12 protein-coding genes are annotated in these 16,110 nt (G+C 48.5%); 10 read left to right on the top strand and 2 right to left on the bottom strand.

The window, feature by feature from the left end:
• Positions 1-18 precede the first annotated feature (18 nt).
• Genes K7P76_RS29185 through K7P76_RS29175 form a run of 3 tightly spaced genes read left to right on the top strand, consistent with a single transcriptional unit; the run spans position 19 to position 3,141 of the window.
• Positions 19-912, top strand: a complete 894-nt coding sequence (locus K7P76_RS29185) for a carbohydrate ABC transporter permease (RefSeq protein WP_232189612.1) — start codon at positions 19-21, stop codon at positions 910-912.
• Positions 913-924: 12 nt separating this feature from the next.
• On the top strand, positions 925-1,770 hold the full coding sequence (locus tag K7P76_RS29180) for a carbohydrate ABC transporter permease (protein WP_232189609.1): 846 nt from the start codon (positions 925-927) through the stop codon (positions 1,768-1,770).
• 27 nt (positions 1,771-1,797) lie between these two features.
• Entirely contained in the window at positions 1,798-3,141 is a 1,344-nt protein-coding gene (locus K7P76_RS29175) for a sulfatase family protein (protein ID WP_232189608.1), read from the top strand.
• 30 nt (positions 3,142-3,171) lie between these two features.
• Here the strand turns inward: K7P76_RS29175 and K7P76_RS29170 are convergent, their stop codons facing one another.
• Positions 3,172-4,881 (bottom strand): cache domain-containing sensor histidine kinase, encoded by a 1,710-nt coding sequence (locus K7P76_RS29170; protein ID WP_232189607.1) that lies wholly within the window; start codon positions 4,879-4,881, stop codon positions 3,172-3,174.
• The gene (locus tag K7P76_RS29165; protein ID WP_232189606.1) at positions 4,878-5,705 is read right to left on the bottom strand and encodes a response regulator transcription factor; all 828 of its coding nucleotides are present in this window, start codon (positions 5,703-5,705) and stop codon (positions 4,878-4,880) included. The genes K7P76_RS29170 and K7P76_RS29165 overlap by 4 nt, the downstream gene beginning before the upstream one ends.
• Before the next feature lie 186 nt (positions 5,706-5,891).
• Between K7P76_RS29165 and K7P76_RS29160 the strand changes: the two genes are divergently transcribed.
• The 7 genes from K7P76_RS29160 to K7P76_RS29130 all read left to right on the top strand — a co-directional run bounded on the left by K7P76_RS29160 (position 5,892) and on the right by K7P76_RS29130 (position 16,109).
• Entirely contained in the window at positions 5,892-7,202 is a 1,311-nt protein-coding gene (locus K7P76_RS29160; protein WP_232189605.1) for an ABC transporter substrate-binding protein, read from the top strand.
• A 75-nt stretch (positions 7,203-7,277) separates the two neighbouring features.
• Positions 7,278-8,168, top strand: coding sequence for a carbohydrate ABC transporter permease (locus tag K7P76_RS29155; RefSeq protein ID WP_232189604.1), 891 nt, complete (start codon positions 7,278-7,280; stop codon positions 8,166-8,168).
• A gap of 29 nt (positions 8,169-8,197) precedes the next feature.
• On the top strand, positions 8,198-9,028 hold the full coding sequence (locus K7P76_RS29150) for a carbohydrate ABC transporter permease (RefSeq protein WP_232189603.1): 831 nt from the start codon (positions 8,198-8,200) through the stop codon (positions 9,026-9,028).
• A gap of 26 nt (positions 9,029-9,054) precedes the next feature.
• Complete coding sequence (locus tag K7P76_RS29145) at positions 9,055-11,394, top strand: discoidin domain-containing protein (RefSeq protein ID WP_232189602.1); 2,340 nt, start codon at positions 9,055-9,057, stop codon at positions 11,392-11,394.
• Positions 11,395-11,555: 161 nt separating this feature from the next.
• A complete protein-coding gene (locus tag K7P76_RS29140; RefSeq protein WP_232189600.1) occupies positions 11,556-12,845 on the top strand; it encodes a Gfo/Idh/MocA family protein in 1,290 nt (429 codons plus the stop codon).
• 28 nt (positions 12,846-12,873) lie between these two features.
• A complete protein-coding gene (locus tag K7P76_RS29135; protein WP_232189599.1) occupies positions 12,874-14,343 on the top strand; it encodes an arylsulfatase in 1,470 nt (489 codons plus the stop codon).
• Positions 14,344-14,348: 5 nt separating this feature from the next.
• Entirely contained in the window at positions 14,349-16,109 is a 1,761-nt protein-coding gene (locus tag K7P76_RS29130) for a glycoside hydrolase family 35 protein (RefSeq protein WP_232189598.1), read from the top strand.
• The last annotated feature ends 1 nt before the right edge of the window (position 16,110 follow it).

The raw sequence follows: 16,110 nt of genomic DNA, 5'->3' as shown, positions 1-16,110 counted from the left end.
ATGGATGGGGTGAAGGATATGTCATTCCGATTAAGCAGACAACAAAAAAATATGATCTTTGCGGCCGTATTGCTCCTGCCGGTTTTCATCATTATGATGCTGACCATCATTAGCCCGCTTATAAGCGCCATATCCCTGAGCTTTTCCGATTATTCATTAATGTCGCCGGATCGTTCATGGAACAGCTTTGGGAACTATATCGAATTGCTGCGATCGTCCGAGTTTTACCATTCCCTCAAGATTACATTAACGTACGTCGGGACGACCGTAGTCATTGATCTGCTATTAGGTCTTCTTATGGCCGTTCTTCTGAATCGAAATATCCGGATGCGCCGGTTTCTGCGTAGCATATTCATGATCCCATGGGCTATTCCCACTATCGTTACCGCGCTCATATTCTTATGGATTTACCAGCCGGATTACGGGGTGTTGAACTATATGCTGACCAGCCTCGGCATTATGGATACGAATATCAGCTGGCTTCAAAGCATGGATTGGGCATTGGCTGCCATAATCGTCGTTGCCGTGTTCAGACAGACGCCTCTCGTATGCGTCATGCTGTTGGCCGGTCTTCAGAACATATCGGCCAGTTTGTATGAAGCAGCCAAAATCGATGGAGCAAGCGGTTGGAAACTGTTTCTCCATGTGACGCTGCCCTTGCTCAAGCCGGTCATTTCAAGCGTCACCTTGATTATGATCGTTAACAACTTCCAAATGTTCACCTTGTTCTTTACGTTGACAAACGGAGGTCCGGCCGGTTCGACGTCATCGCTTGCTATCCTGACTTACGAAACGGCTTTCTCGAAATACGAGCTTGGGAAAGGTTCGGCCATCGGAGTCATTTGGCTCGCCCTTCTGTTCGTTTTCTCTGTGTTATTTACGCGTTATATGAATAGAAATTCGGAGCATTAGGAGACGAGCGTAATGAATACAGCGAAAAGAATGCTTTTTCAAAAAGAAGGCCTGACTTATATCTTGTTGTTCTTGTTGCTGTCCGGTTTTCTGTTTCCCGTTTATTGGATGTTCGTTACCTCGCTCCAAAGCAATAGCGAGCTGATGAAGCTTCCTCCTAAATGGTTGCCCGTACAGCTCAATTTAGGGAGCTATATGGATATTTTAAGTTCTTCCGTATTTCTGACTTTTTATAAAAACACTTTCCTTGTCGCGTCGGGAGCAACGGTAATGTGCATCTTCGTATCGATCTTCGCCGGGTATGCTCTTTCTCGCTTCCGGTTTAAGGGAAGCAATATGATTACGCTGTTGCTTTTGTCGGCGCAGATGTTTCCTACGGTTACTTTGGTCATCGGTTTGTTCTCCCAATATCAGAAAATGAATTTGCTGAACACTCTGTTTGTTCTGATTCTTGCCGCAGCTTCGACGGCGCTTCCGTTTAGCGTGATGCTCATGCGCACCTTCTTCAACAGCATCTCGAGAGAATTGGAGGAAGCCGCGGAAATCGACGGTGCTTCCCGGTTCCGCACTTTGTTTACCGTCATTGTGCCTCTCTCGAAGCCCGGCATTATGGCAATCGCCATCTATACGTTTCTGATCGCGTGGGATGACTTTTTGTTCGGTTTGACGCTCGTTAGCGACCTCGACAAGAGAACGCTGAGCCCAGGCCTGTCGCTCACGTTCCTCGGAGAGTATTCCTATAATTGGTCCGGAGCGACCGCGGCAGCCGTAACGGCAACTCTTCCGCTGCTAGTCGCGTTTCTGTTCCTTCAACGCTATATGGTAGAGGGGCTAACTGCTGGAGGAGTCAAAGAGTAAAGCATACAATTGAAGGAGGATTGAGTTATGGCGAAACAACCTAATGTAATCGTGTTCTTTACGGACCAACAACGATGGGACACTTCGGGACTGCACGGCAATCCGATGGGGTTGATGCCGAATTTCGATCGCGAGGCGCTCAGGGGAACGCATCTTACCCATTCGTTTACGTGCCAGCCGGTATGCGGGCCGGCCAGATCTTGCCTTCAGACCGGTTTATACGCTACGACGACGGGATGTTTCGTCAATGGCGTCCATTTGCCCGAGAATGTTCCGACTCTCGCTCATTCCTTTAAAGAGGCTGGATATGAAACCGGTTATATCGGCAAATGGCATTTGGCGCCTGAGGAGCCTGTTACCGAGAAATACCGGGGCGGCTACGAGTATTGGCTCGCTTCCAACGTTTTGGAATTCTCATCGGATGCTTACAATGCCGTGATGTACAACAACGATAACGAACCGGTAAAGCTGCCGGGATATCGGGTCGATGCCATTACGGATGCGGCAATCCGCTATATCGACGGGCATCAAGATAATCCCTTCTACTTGTTCCTGTCCTATCTCGAGCCGCATCATCAGAACCACCTTGACGATTATCCGGCGCCGGACGGTTATAGGGAACGGTACACCGGAGGATGGCTGCCGCCGGATCTGGCCGCACTCGGAGGGTCCGCCTATCAACACGTCCCAGGCTATTATGGGATGGTCAAACGGCTGGACGAAGCGTTCGGCCGGTTGATGGATGCGCTCAAGTCACTTGGTTTGCAAGACGATACGATCGTTCTGTTTACGTCGGATCATGGCTGTCATTTCAAAACTCGCAATGCCGAGTACAAGCGTTCTCTTCATGACGCTTCCATACGCGTTCCTACGATGATTACCGGTCCGGGATTTTCCGGCGGACGTCAGGTTCGGGAGCTGGTCAGCTTGATCGATCTGCCTCCAACGCTTCTGGATGCGGCCGGCATTCCGGTGCCGGAACGGATGCAGGGCAGATCGATTATGCCGCTGCTCGCGGGAAGAAATAGTTCGTGGCCGGAAGAAGCTTTCATTCAGATAAGCGAAACCGAGGTCGGCCGGGCGGTGCGGACGCAACGTTGGAAATACGGCGTAACGGCTTTGGGTAAAAATCCGGTCGCCGACTCCGCCTCGGACTGTTATACGGAAACCTCGTTGTTTGACCTTCAATCGGATCCTTACGAAATGACGAATTTAATCGGAATGGAATCGCACGCAGCCGTAGCGGAAACGATGAGAATCCGACTGATCCGGAGAATGGCCGAAGCGGGGGAGGCGGTTCCGGTTATCTTGCCTGCGGCCGCAAAACCGGGGGGACAACGCAAAGTTGCTCCCGGAGAAGCCTTACAGTAAGGAAGTAATTCGCTTGAAGTTTGGAAATGGCTAATTATTGGATATCAATATTGCTTTGGGAATACGAAGGGTGACGGTTGTGCCTTTTTGATCGTGGTTGGTGATATTCACCCCATAAGGCTCGCCGAAAAACGAGCGGATGCGGTTATGCACATTTTGCAGTCCGAATCCGTTCGATTGCTCGCTAAGCACGTTCTCCAGCTTGTCATTCGGGATGCCCGGTCCGTTGTCTTCGACGGCGAAGACCAGGATGTCATTTTCTTCATAGAGGCTTAGCCGCAGGTGCCCATTTCCTTCCCGTTTCATATCGAGCCCATGTTCAATCGCATTTTCAACAATAGGCTGGATCGTCAAATTTATCGTGTGGTAGTGGACAAGTTCTTCGTTGATGTAGTAGTCTACCGTGAAGCTGCGCTGACGGCGCGATAACTGGATTTCGATATACGCCTTGGCATTCATCAGCTCATCCCGGATCACGATTGTATTCTTTCCGTTGTTCAACGATGTCCGGTAAAAATTGGATAAATGCTGTACGAGGTCGCTAATTTCCGGCAGGTCGCCCTGAATCGCTTTGGCGTTAATGACGGAGAGCGTATTGTACAAAAAATGGGGATGGATTTGCGCCTGCAGCGCTTTGAACTCGGCTTCTTTCTGGGCAATGCGCCTCTCGTAAACTTCGGCGATCAGGTTGTTGATTTGGCTGATCAGTTGCCCGAAGCGGTTCGTTAATTGGCCGACCTCATCCTTCGACCGGGATGAGATGACGTGGGTGAAATCCTGGGTCTTCTCGACCAGATTCATTTTGTTATAGAGCTTTTTGAGCCCGCTGACTAGCGTTCGGAAGAACAAAGCTGCAAACAACGTAATAACCGCAAAGCAAATCAGGATGACAAACAGCGTAACGCCCAGAATACTCCGCGTGCTTTTCTCAATATTTTCCGTCGACACTCCGTAATGAAGCGTCCACTGTGTGTTCCGAAGCGGCAATTGCGTAAGCATATGGCGCTTCCCGTTGATCAGCGCCAAACGCACTTCGTTCGGAGCGGCGCTTTCGGGCACTTCCGGATTGGATTCGCTTCCGACATAGAAGAGAGGATGCTTGCCGTCGCTGATCATCAGAAAGCCATTCCCCGCGAGATCCTGTTTCAATACCTCTTCAATGATTTTCTCTGAATTGAGCCTTACATAGAGTACGCCAATCGGCTTGCTTTTGAAAACATCATAAATTTCGTGAGTAGCGAATAAAATTTCGTTCTCATGTTCATACCAGAATTGCGTACCTGTCGTCGTGCGTGTTTGTAGATACCAATATTCTTTAGACACCCTGGCTGCAGGCAATATATAATCCCCGAAAGCTTCCTTGCTGTATTCCGAGTAGATAACCATTTTTTTAATATCATTGCCGTAATAAATATAATTTCGAATAAATGGCTCCAAAAAATCGTTCACTTGGTTCAGTTGCTCATAGGAAAACTCGGAGGTTTGGACGGCTTGAATGACGTTGGGATTATAGACAATCGACTTGATCGGATTGATTTGCCGGTCCAGCCGGTACTGAAACTCTGTCGCGATGCGCTCCGCCATATTCAGCATGTTGGAGGAAAGCTGGTTTCTTTGACTATGGACAGCGTTGTTGTAAGCATACGCGCCGAGCACGCACAAAGGGATAATAGCAATGATCAAGTAGGAAATGATCAGCTTCCTGCCAAAGCGCATGTTGCGGAAAAAGGAAACGATCATCGTTCAGCACCACCTCTTTCCCGGAATTGCGCAGGCGTAAGCCCGCTGCTTGATTTGAACAAGAGCGTCAAATAGGAGGGGTTGGCGTAACCAACAGCCGAGCTGATATCGACGATCTTCATATTCGTATTGAGAAGCAGCGATTTCGCGATATCCAGTCGCGTTTCCGTAATGAATTTGTTCAGGCTTTTTCCCGTCTTTTTTTTGAAAAGCGCACTAAGGTAGCTCGGGGAAAGGAATACCTTCTGAGCTAAAAACTCGACATTCAATTCTGCGCCGTAATTCGCTCGTACATGTTGAACGACCTCATCGATCACCTTTCGGTTCGTTTCGTCGCCTTCCTCGAATGTAGCGAAGGAATGAGCATGCTGCAGTTGAAGCTGGAACGGCTGTAACGTTTTCTTCTCCAAGGCTGCCCAATAAGCCTGTCTCTCCCGCTCCAGCCGGTCTTGCTCGCATTCGGCGATGACTTTGTGCATGAGCTTTAGGAATTGGTTTACATTAATTGGCTTCAGGGTATAATCGAATACCCGCAGTTGAATCGCCTGTTTGGCGTAGTCGAATTCGCCATATGCGCTGTAGATGATGACCTTCAGATCTTCATGAAGCTCCAAGGCCCGACGCGACAGAGCAAGTCCATCCATAAAAGGCATACGAATATCCGTAAATAATATATCTACCTGATTCTTCTCCAAGTAGCGCAGCGCGTCCTCGCCATTCTTGGCATCTGCCACACGAAGCGGGAGTCCGTTGCGCTCAATGAGCAGGCGGATCGTTTCAATTTCAATCGGTTGGTCGTCGACAAGTAGAATCGTAAACAACATAATAGAAGCCTCCGCTATTTGTCTTCTTTCTTCAATTATGTGGGGCAAACGGCAGAAAATCGATACCTGATCTTCAAATTCGCAAAATTTTATTAGGTTTCAAAGAAATGAGTTATACGTAATGTAAACGCTTTATTATAAGCTGTTACCTGTAGAACAAAAATATTAAGGGAGGATCAACAAAGAATGAGGAAGAAGTTAGCTCTATTTTGCAGTATCATGGCGCTGTTGCTAGTCGTTACAGCATGCGGCAGCGGTGGGGCGAACAGCTCTGCCAACTCGACCGGCTCGACCAGCCCGACGCAGGCAGCGGAAACGGAACAGCCAAGCACTCCCGCCAAGAAGACGAAATTGACCTGGATCTATTGGAACAATGAAGACACGGTGAAAGCGTTCCTCGATCTGGCCAAGGAGAAGCTGCCGGACATCGAAATCGAATTCCAATACGTAGAGAACAAAAACTACGACCAGGTTGTGAGAACCAAGTTGCTTGCAGGCGAGGGGCCGGATCTCATATCCTCTCTGATTAACGACAACACGGTGAAGCTCGGCTATTTCGAGGACTTAACCGAGAAGTACGGGAACTTATATCAGGATGCCGGCAAGAAACAGTATACCATTAACGGTAAATTGTACGGTCTGCCGCAAGTAAGCTTTTTCAACGGCTATTTCTACAATGTCGAGATTTTTGAAAAGTACAACCTGAAAGTACCGACAACGATGAATGAGTTTTACGAGATCGCGGAAACGCTCAAAAAGAATGGCGTCAAGCCGCTGACGAACGGTTACAAGAACCCGAGCCAGCTCGCCCAAAGCTTTATTTCTATGGCGATTACCGAGTATTACAGCACGCCGGAGGGCAAAAGCTTCGACGATAACTTCCGTCTGGGCACGGCGAAGATGGCGGATGCGCTCTCCCCGTCGCTCACACAATGGACAGAGATGGTTAAACGGGGCATCGTTACGATGGATATGCTCGGTCTGGAAGATCCGCAGGCGCTGGATGAATTTGCGAGCGGCAAAGCGGCCATGTACAAGAATGGTCCCTGGAATCTGGAGGCCATCAAAAAGAAAAATCCGAACATCAAGCTGGATATGTTCCCGCAGCCGAACAGCGCTGGCGGCGTTGGCTGGCTGACAGGCGGCGCAGGCTTCTCCTTCGGGATCAATGCCAATTCCAAGGTGAAAGACGAAGCTTACCGAGTGCTGGATCTCGTTTCCACGCCGGAAGGCCAAGAGGCGCTTGCTGCCGGAAATCTTGGCGGTCAATCGTATTTGAACGGCGTCGTATTGCCGGTGCCGGACGACTACAAAAGCTCCTTCGAAGCGTTCAAAGCCGGTCATGTCTACTTCCCGCCGGCTTCATGGGGATCGCTGAAGGACCCGATCTTTAAAGAGCTGGGCATACAGCTCCAAGGCTTGGTTGCCGGAGCGACGAAACCGGAAGATGTGCTGAAAAATGTCGATAATAAAGCCGACGAGCTGCGCTCCAAGTAGTTTCGCCGCTTGCACATAAGGGGCGAAGGCGTTCTTCGCTCCTTTCCAAACTATAAAAATAAGGTTGAGTTGACTATGAATAGACTGGCGGTTTCTTTTCGCAAAGAGGCTATCTATATCTTCTTTCTGGCGCCTGCGATTTTGCTTTATTTTACCTTTTTCATATTGCCTTCGCTCCAGACGTTCTATTACAGCTTTACGAACTGGTCGGATGTGAATCCTGTTGATGTGACCTTCGTCGGCTTCAAAAATTTTGCCGTTCTGCTGCGGGATGAGGTCTATCTGAAAGGCATTACTAACACGTTTACTTATGCGATTTTGTATATGGTGTTCGTCAACGTGTGCGCGATTCCGCTCGCGGTTGCTTTAAACCAAAAGCTGGTTACCCGATCGCTGCTGCGCTCGATCTTTTTTCTACCCGCGGTTTTTAGTGTGCTGGTTATTGGTTTTCTATGGAGTTTCCTATACTCGACTTCCGATTTTGGCTTAATCAATCAGATTGTAACCGGGCTTGGCTTTGAAAAAATCAATTTTTTGGGCAATCCCAAGATTGCGCTGTATGCCGTTGTATTCACCCAGGTATGGCAGTTCGTCGGTTACAACATGGTCATTTATTTGGCGAATCTGCAAACCATTCCTTCCGATTATTATGAAGCTGCTAAAATGGATGGGGCTACCGGACTACAGACTTTTCGTTCTATCACGCTTCCTTTATTGCTTCCGGCGATTTCCTTCTGCACGGTGATGACGATGATCAACGGCTTGAAAGTATTCGACATCGTGTTCGCCTTGACAGGCGGAGGTCCTGCGCACGCAACGGAAACGATTATTTCGCTGATGATTACGAAGGGCATCAATGAGGGCTTTTACGGTCAAGGCTCGGCATTCGGTATCGTCTTCATGCTGTTGGTTCTGCTTCTGACCACTGTTCATCTGAGAGTGATCAAATATTTGGAAAACAGATAATGGTTAACGGACATAAGGAGAGTTCATAGATGGAGAGTAAACGTACGATATCCTTAAAGTTGCTGGAAATCGGTCTGTTGGTATTGGCTGCCGTATTTATTATTCCGGTCTATTATCTGTTCGTTACGACGTTCAAAACGTCTGAGGAAGCGCTGCTGCATCCTCTAAGAGTGCCATTGAATTTTACGCTGGAAAACTATACAAGTGCGCTGGAGTCGATGAAATACTTCACCGCGCTGAAAAATAATGTCATCATTTCGGTTGCAGGCGTCACCATCGTCATCCTCTTTTCTTCCATGGCGGCGTATGTGATAGCCCGAAGAAAGCGGAAAGTGTACGGTTATATTTTCATGTTTTTTCTGACGGGAATTATGGTTCCGTATCAAATGGGCCTGCTGCCCCTGTACAAATTAATAAGCAGTCTGGACTTGATCAATACGCTTACGGGCGTCATCTTGATTGAGGCTTGTTACAGTCTCCCTCTGGCCATTTTTCTATTTCGCAATTTCATCGACTCTGTTCCTTTGGAACTTGAGGAGGCGGCGTTCATCGACGGATGCGGAGTATTCAGAACGTATTGGACGATTACGTTCCGGCTGCTCACGCCGGTGGTGGCGACGGTCGCGATTTTGACGGCTTTAGCGACATGGAACAATTTCTTGACGCCGCTGCTTTTCCTCCATTCACGGGAGAAAGGGGTATTGCTGCTCGAATTGTACCGTAATGTCGGCGAGTTCACCATCGATTATGCCAGGCTGTTCCCGATGCTGTTTTTGACCATTCTGCCGTTAATGCTCTTTTATTTGTCCATGCAGCGCTTCATTATTGAGGGGATGACTGCCGGGTCGGTGAAAGGATAAATAAAATTTGACAGGAGGAATTTCGTATGCAAAAGTCGGCACAAAGCCGAAAATTCTTTGCTTCCGTTATGGCGATGATCATTGCTGTGGGGTGTATCGCATTTTCGCAGAGTTTTGGTGTACCGGCTGTTAAAGCCCAGGAAATTTCAGGGCGGTACAAAGACCCTGCGCTTCAAGTTCCGAATGTTATCGTGGCAGAAACCCAAGCGGCCGGCGTTCGTTTTAATGCATTTGATCCAACTGTATGGGACTTTTCGGAGGCACTTAGCGATGAATTCAATGGAAGCACATTGTCGGACAAATGGCATCAGGCCTATATGGACTGGTGGCCCATACAACAAAATGAAGGCGTCGGCGGTTCCATACCTACATACACGGTAAACAATGGTGTTTTGACGCTGATTGCCGATCCTTCACGGCCTTTTTGGTGGGATCGGGGTTTAGCTAAACACGATGGCTATCGCGGCGTGGGCATTATGGGTGGCGCTAAAGATTACGTAAACAATGGCCCCCAAATAGATGGCGTGCCTATTCAAAAGCATGTGCCTTATATGGATGCGCTCGCCACCACCTATGGCTTTTTTGAAGTAAGAACCAAAATTGACAGGGGTGCAACGATTATCCCGGCCATATGGTTTGTTGGCTTTCACGATAAGGGCGGCAACAGTCAGAACGCTGAAATCGACATCCCTGAATTCTTTAATGCGGAAGATTATCCGCAGCACAATAACAAACTCGGGATTTGGCATATCAAAGACCCCAATGCATTCCCGGAAAGACCTTCTTCCCAAACAGATATCAGCATGTATTTGAATGCTGGAGAAGATTACAGGGATGACTGGCATACCATCGGAATGGAGTGGGCGCCAGGCTATGTCCGCTATTTCTTTGACGGACATTTGATTCGAGAACATGCGGTAAATATCAATTATCGGATGATACCCATTTTTTCAATCAATCATCGTGCTGAAGGTGTTCTAAACCCGCCAAAATTAAACTTTAATATAGACTATTATCGGGTCTGGAAAAACAGGAATGTGACGGATCCCTATAAAGCGCCAACATTGCCGGCAACAGGAAATATCGCTTCCTATGCCAAATTCAGCATGTTCGGCCAAACTTCGGGGCAATTCAACGCAACGCCGCCTGAACGGTTGAATGACGGCGATTTAATATCGTCTGTGTACAGTGGGTTGCAGTTGAATAGCCCGCTTCCGGGGAGACCTGCCGTTACCCTGGAGCATACGCCCCTGCCCGCATATATTTATGCAGATTTCCATGGCAGTGTCAATTACAATACAGTAAATCTATACGCGACCATGGCGCAGAGCCAAGCTCCTACGCTTGTCGATATTGAAACATCGGCGACCGGAGAAGAGGATTCCGTCTGGACGCCGGTCGCGCAAAATGTCCGATTGAACTGGTGGACCAACTCGAACCTGGCAGAGGGCATGGCCATACGTTTTCCCGATGTAACCAACAATAAGCACATGAGAATTGTAGTGAAAGAAAGCAACTTTAATGCGAATAAAAAATTTGCCGTATCCGAGATCGAAGTCGGCCAGAATATCCCGCTCCAAACGGAACAAAACATAGCGTTAAATAAGACCGCTACAGCGATTAGCCAAAATTCCCATACATCAGCCATGGCTGTCGATGGAAACGCGGCGACCTGGTGGTCTGCGGGCAACGGCAATGCGAACAACTGGTGGCAAGTAGACTTGGGGAGAAGCTACAACTTATCCGGAAGTGAGCTCGAATTCTTAGATAATACAAGAATTTGGAAGTATAAGGTTGAGGTGTCGTCTGACAACACAAACTGGACGATGGTCATGGATCAAACAGCAAACACAAGCAGCGAACAAACGCAGACCCATCACTACTCAGCTGCTGCAAGGTATGTGAGGGTGACTGTAACCGAAACTCCCGGAACGGCATGGACCGCTTTCAGTGAATTTAGAGTGTTTGGAACTCCAGTAAATATAGCCCTGAATAAAACAGCTTCTGCCATAAGCCAAAACACCAATACAGCTCAGAGGGCGAATGATGGCGATACCGGTACATGGTGGTCGGCAGGCAACGGGAATAACAACAACTGGTGGAAGGTCGATCTGGGGAGTAACCTCAACTTGGCCGGAAGCGAGATCGTTTGGCCGGATGGTAGCGGACCTTGGAAATACAAGGTTGAGGTGTCAACAAATAATTCCATCTGGACTACGGTGGCTGACAATACGGCAAACAACAGTACGGCACAAACTCAAACACACAGTTTCACGGCAAATGCCAGGTATGTAAGAGTGTATGTGACCGATACTCCCGGAACGGCGTGGACGGCCATTAAGGAATTCAGAGTGTTTGGACAGTAAAACGGTTTGGTTCTGTCCGGATGGAGAAGAAATAACTTGGAATAAGAATTTCTTTAGAGGGATAGTTACTGCTATCCCTCTTTCTAGCTGATCATGTGCTCCAATAACTGTTTGAATCCGATTTTAGTGTAGATTTTGCTGTAAGGAGAGATAAAGAATAAATGTTAAATCAGTCGAAACCAATCACCGTGATTATTGTTGGGGCGGGTAATAGAAGCTTCGTTTATGCATCATATGCCAATCTACATCCGGAACAATTGCAAATTGTCGGTGTCGTAGATCCTGATCCGGTTCGCAGACAAATGACGATTGATCAATTCGGTATGGATCCGGTGCGCCAATGGGACAATGTGGAGCAGCTTGTTTCACAGCCGCCGATTGCAGATGCGATTATCAATGGCACAATGGATCATTTGCATATCGAGACAACCATTCCCTTGCTGGAGTGCGGTTATGATGTCTTACTGGAGAAACCGGTAGGAACAACTGAGCAGGAGTTAATTTTGCTGCAGGAAAAAGCGCAAGAGTGCAGCCGTTTAGTCATGGTTTGCCATGTATTGCGATATGCGCCATTTTATACGGAGGTGCGGAAGCGAATTGCAGCAGGCGACATCGGTGAGATCATCAGCATTCAAACAGCCGAGCATGTGTGTTATGACCATATGGCTGTTTCCTTTGTAAGAGGGAAGTGGAACTCCAAGGAAAGCTGCGGTTCGTCCATGCTGATGGCGAAATGCTGTCATGATTTGGATATCATTACATGGTTGAATGAAGGAGAAATGCCTGCAAAAATATCCAGTTTCGGCAGCCGTTCTTATTTCCGTCCGGAGAAAGCGCCTGAAGGAGCCGGAACCCGTTGTGTTGTCGATTGCAGCATTGAGGAGAGCTGCCCGTACTCCGCTAAGAAAAATTATGTTGAGCGCGACCGCTGGGCCCATCTCATATGGCGGTATGAGCAGTGGGGCGAGATAACGTCGGAAACGCAAAAACTTGAAATTCTGAAAACAAGTCCGCACGGGCGATGCGTCTGGCATTGCGATAATGACGTAGTCGACAGGCAGTCGGTAATGGTGGAGTTCAGCAACGGCAGCACGGCGACGCACAATATGATTGGCGGCTCCTCCAGACCGTGCCGCACCTTATTTGTTGTCGGCACGAAGGGAGAAATTCAAGGAACGTTGGAAGACGGATGGTTTGTCATTCGGCGTCCGGATCCGAATACGTTCGACATTTACACGGAAGAGCGGGTAGAAGTCAGTGTGACAAATGATAGCCACGGGGGAGGAGATCTGCGACTGGTTGAAGACTTTGTTCACATTATGAGCGGTCAGCAGCCGTCAATTTCATTTACGTCTCTTGATAAATCAATCACCGGTCATAGGATTGGCTTCGCAGCTGAGAAAAGCCGGATGGAGAACCGAATGATTGATTATAAATCTGAAGCAAAATGATTATTTGCGAATACATCGGGGTGCCCATATGACGATCAGACCTAATATTTTGTTGATTTCTGTTGACCAAATGCGAGGGGATTGCCTCCACTATTTGGGCCATTCCGTCATACAGACTCCCAATTTGGACCAATTAGCCCGTACGGGTGTAACGTTTACGAATGCTTATACCGCTACACCTTCCTGTGTTCCTGCGAGGGCTTCGATTATCACGGGGATGGAGCCCAAACATCATGGCAGAGTAGGCTATGCTGACAAAATTCCATGGAATTACGAACATACTTTGCCTGGTGAACTGGCCAACGCCGGATATCATACGCAGTGTATCGGGAAAATGCACGTCTATCCGACCAGAAATTTATGCGGATTTCATAACATCGTTCTTCATGACGGCTACATGCATTACAACCGGGACCGTTCTCGATCGACTGCTTTGCAGTGGTGGGATCAAACCGATGATTATTTGCCATGGCTCAAGGAAAGGGCCGGTTACCAGCAAGACATTATGGATCATGGATTGGACTGTAATTCATCTACAGTGGCAAGACCATGGCATCTTGATGAGTCCCTTCATCCCACGAACTGGGCCGTTACGCAATCCATTGATTTCTTAAGGAGAAGAGATCCGAGCAAACCATTCTTTCTCTGGACCTCTTTTGTCCGTCCGCATTCCCCGCTTGATCCGCCGCAGGCATTCCTGGATATCTATGAGGGCATAGAGCTTCCGGAGCCGCCGATTGGCGATTGGACGATGCAGGAGGACCGGCATAAAGAAGGCATGGATCCAACAACGAAAAGGGGAATCGTCCAAGAGAGAATGCGTCGAAAATCTCTTGCTGCCTATTACGCGCTGATCACACATATTGACAATCAAATTGGCAGGCTGCGTAATGCCTTATTCGAATTCGGAGTGAGTCAAAACACGATCATCCTTTTTGTTTCCGATCATGGAGATTTAATGGGAGATCACAGGCTGTATCAGAAGAGACTTGCGTATGAAGGCAGCGCGAAGATTCCTTTTATTTTGAATGATCCTACGGGAAGGCTGCAGATAGAGAAAGGGAAGATGGTAGATAACGTGGTCGAGCTGCGCGATATCATGCCGACCTTATTGGATGCAGCGAATGTTTCCATTCCGTCTTCAGTCGATGGTTCAAACGTTCTTCCGCTTGGAAGGGAAGCTGGCGCAGCGAGTTGGAGATCCTACATTCACGGCGAGCATGAATACAATGAATTGTCCTATCATTTTGTAACGGACGGAAAAAGAAAATATATTTGGTATTCTCAAACGGGTGACGAGCAGTTTTTTAACCTCGAGTCTGATCCCAAAGAGCTGCGAAATTTAGTGGCGACTGAAGGATACGATTCAGAAATTGAAATATGGAGAAAACGGTTGATCAACGAGCTTACGGATAGGGAAGAAGGGTATACGGATGGTCATCGCCTGATCGTAGGTCAATCTCCCAAAGCCTGCTTGGATCATATTTTATTGGAGTGATGAACTTGAAGACTTTACAAGTGAAAGACGCACAATTTTATTTAAATGGGCAACCTTATCAAATCCTTTCAGGAGCTATTCATTATTTCCGTGTTGTCCCCGAATATTGGGAAGACCGCCTTATCAAGCTGAAAGCTTGCGGGTTCAATACAGTAGAGACCTATATACCATGGAATTTGCATGAATCACGGGAAGGATTCTTCTTTTTTGAAGGTCTCGCAGATGTGGAACGCTTCATCCGACTGGCGGGTGAGCTCGGTTTGCATGTCATCGTGAGACCAAGCCCATATATTTGCGCGGAGTGGGAATTTGGCGGGCTGCCGGCTTGGCTGCTGCAATACCCGGATATTCGGCTTCGCTGCATGGATCCGGTCTATCTAGAGAAAGTCGATAGCTACTACGATGTGCTGATCCCTCGTTTGATGCCGCTGCTGAGCACGAACGGCGGGCCGATTATCGCTATGCAGATTGAAAATGAATATGGCAGCTATGGCAACGATGCAGCCTATTTAACATACTTGAAAGACGTTCTAATCAAGCGTGGTGTGGATGTATTGCTTTTCACTTCCGATGGGCCCGAGAACGGTATGCTGCAAGGCGGGACGATTCCGGGGACGCTTGCGACGGTCAACTTCGGGTCCAGGCCGGAGGAAGCTTTCGCTCAGCTTCGCAAATACCGTTCCGATGATCCTCTTGTTTGCATGGAGTATTGGAACGGCTGGTTCGATCACTGGTTGAAGCAGCATCATACGCGCTCTGCGGATGAGGTTGCGGATGTGTTCGAGCGCATGCTGCAGGCAGGGGCTTCCGTCAATTTCTATATGTTCCACGGCGGGACGAACTTCGGTTTCTATAACGGAGCGAACTTTGGCGAGAAGTATGCAGCGACGATCACCAGCTACGACTACGATGCCCCATTGTCGGAGTGCGGCGATGAGACGGAGAAGTACAGAGCCGTCCGCAGCGCAATCGCCAAATTTCAAGGAAAAGACGTTCAGGATTTCCCGCAATGGCCTGCAGCCATTCCGAAAAAAAACTATGGCCTTGTATCCATGACGGAAAAGGCAGACTTGCTTGAGAATTTGCCGTTCCTCTCTGAGCCAGTCCGGCGAACCTGTCCGGAGCCAATGGAGAAGATCGGGCAACATTACGGCTTTATCGTCTATTCGACGCAAGTGACAGGGCCGCGATCGGGTGAAGAGCTCCACCTACAGGAGGTGCACGACCGCGCGCAAGTGTTTGTGGACGGCATTTACCAAGGCACCGTGGAGCGATGGGACCCGCGGCCGCTCTCCCTGGACATTCCTGATGGCGGCGCCAAACTGGACATCGTGGTGGAGAACATGGGCCGTGTCAATTACGGCCCAAAGCTCAAAGATTATAAAGGAATTACAGAAGGGGTACGACTGAATAATCAGTTTTTGTTTGACTGGACGATCTACCCTCTTCCCATGGAGAATACGGCATCTATCCCATTCCAGCGCGTCCCTGAGTTGAATGAGAGGGGTGACCGCCCTGCCTTTTACAAAGGAGAATTCAGTGTCGAGGAGAAAGGGGATACCTTCGTTCGCTTGGATGGCTGGTCAAAAGGGGTCGTATGGGTCAATGGATTTAACTTGGGACGCTATTGGGAGAAAGGACCGCAGCGAACGTTATATCTTCCGGCACCGTTGCTTCGCCAAGGCAGTAACGAGATCATCGTTTTCGAATTGCACTTTTCGCAGAATCCGGTCGTTGAGTTGACAGATGCGCCGGATTTAGGGTAGA

Source organism: Cohnella silvisoli, from assembly GCF_021190915.1.
Lineage (GTDB): Bacteria > Bacillota > Bacilli > Paenibacillales > Paenibacillaceae > Cohnella > Cohnella silvisoli.
The sequence above is the reverse complement of the archived record's forward strand: the minus strand, read 5'-3'. Positions and strand labels throughout refer to the sequence as shown.

What these genes read in the sequence shown, in the direction of transcription:
- K7P76_RS29185 (WP_232189612.1), top strand. Translation starts at nt 19, where the DNA reads ATGTCATTCCGATTAAGCAGACAACAAAAAAATATGATCTTTGCGGCC.
- K7P76_RS29180 (WP_232189609.1), top strand. Translation starts at nt 925, where the DNA reads ATGAATACAGCGAAAAGAATGCTTTTTCAAAAAGAAGGCCTGACTTAT.
- K7P76_RS29175 (WP_232189608.1), top strand. Translation starts at nt 1,798, where the DNA reads ATGGCGAAACAACCTAATGTAATCGTGTTCTTTACGGACCAACAACGA.
- K7P76_RS29170 (WP_232189607.1), bottom strand. Translation starts at nt 4,881, where the DNA reads ATGATCGTTTCCTTTTTCCGCAACATGCGCTTTGGCAGGAAGCTGATC.
- K7P76_RS29165 (WP_232189606.1), bottom strand. Translation starts at nt 5,705, where the DNA reads ATGTTGTTTACGATTCTACTTGTCGACGACCAACCGATTGAAATTGAA.
- K7P76_RS29160 (WP_232189605.1), top strand. Translation starts at nt 5,892, where the DNA reads ATGAGGAAGAAGTTAGCTCTATTTTGCAGTATCATGGCGCTGTTGCTA.
- K7P76_RS29155 (WP_232189604.1), top strand. Translation starts at nt 7,278, where the DNA reads ATGAATAGACTGGCGGTTTCTTTTCGCAAAGAGGCTATCTATATCTTC.
- K7P76_RS29150 (WP_232189603.1), top strand. Translation starts at nt 8,198, where the DNA reads ATGGAGAGTAAACGTACGATATCCTTAAAGTTGCTGGAAATCGGTCTG.
- K7P76_RS29145 (WP_232189602.1), top strand. Translation starts at nt 9,055, where the DNA reads ATGCAAAAGTCGGCACAAAGCCGAAAATTCTTTGCTTCCGTTATGGCG.
- K7P76_RS29140 (WP_232189600.1), top strand. Translation starts at nt 11,556, where the DNA reads ATGTTAAATCAGTCGAAACCAATCACCGTGATTATTGTTGGGGCGGGT.
- K7P76_RS29135 (WP_232189599.1), top strand. Translation starts at nt 12,874, where the DNA reads ATGACGATCAGACCTAATATTTTGTTGATTTCTGTTGACCAAATGCGA.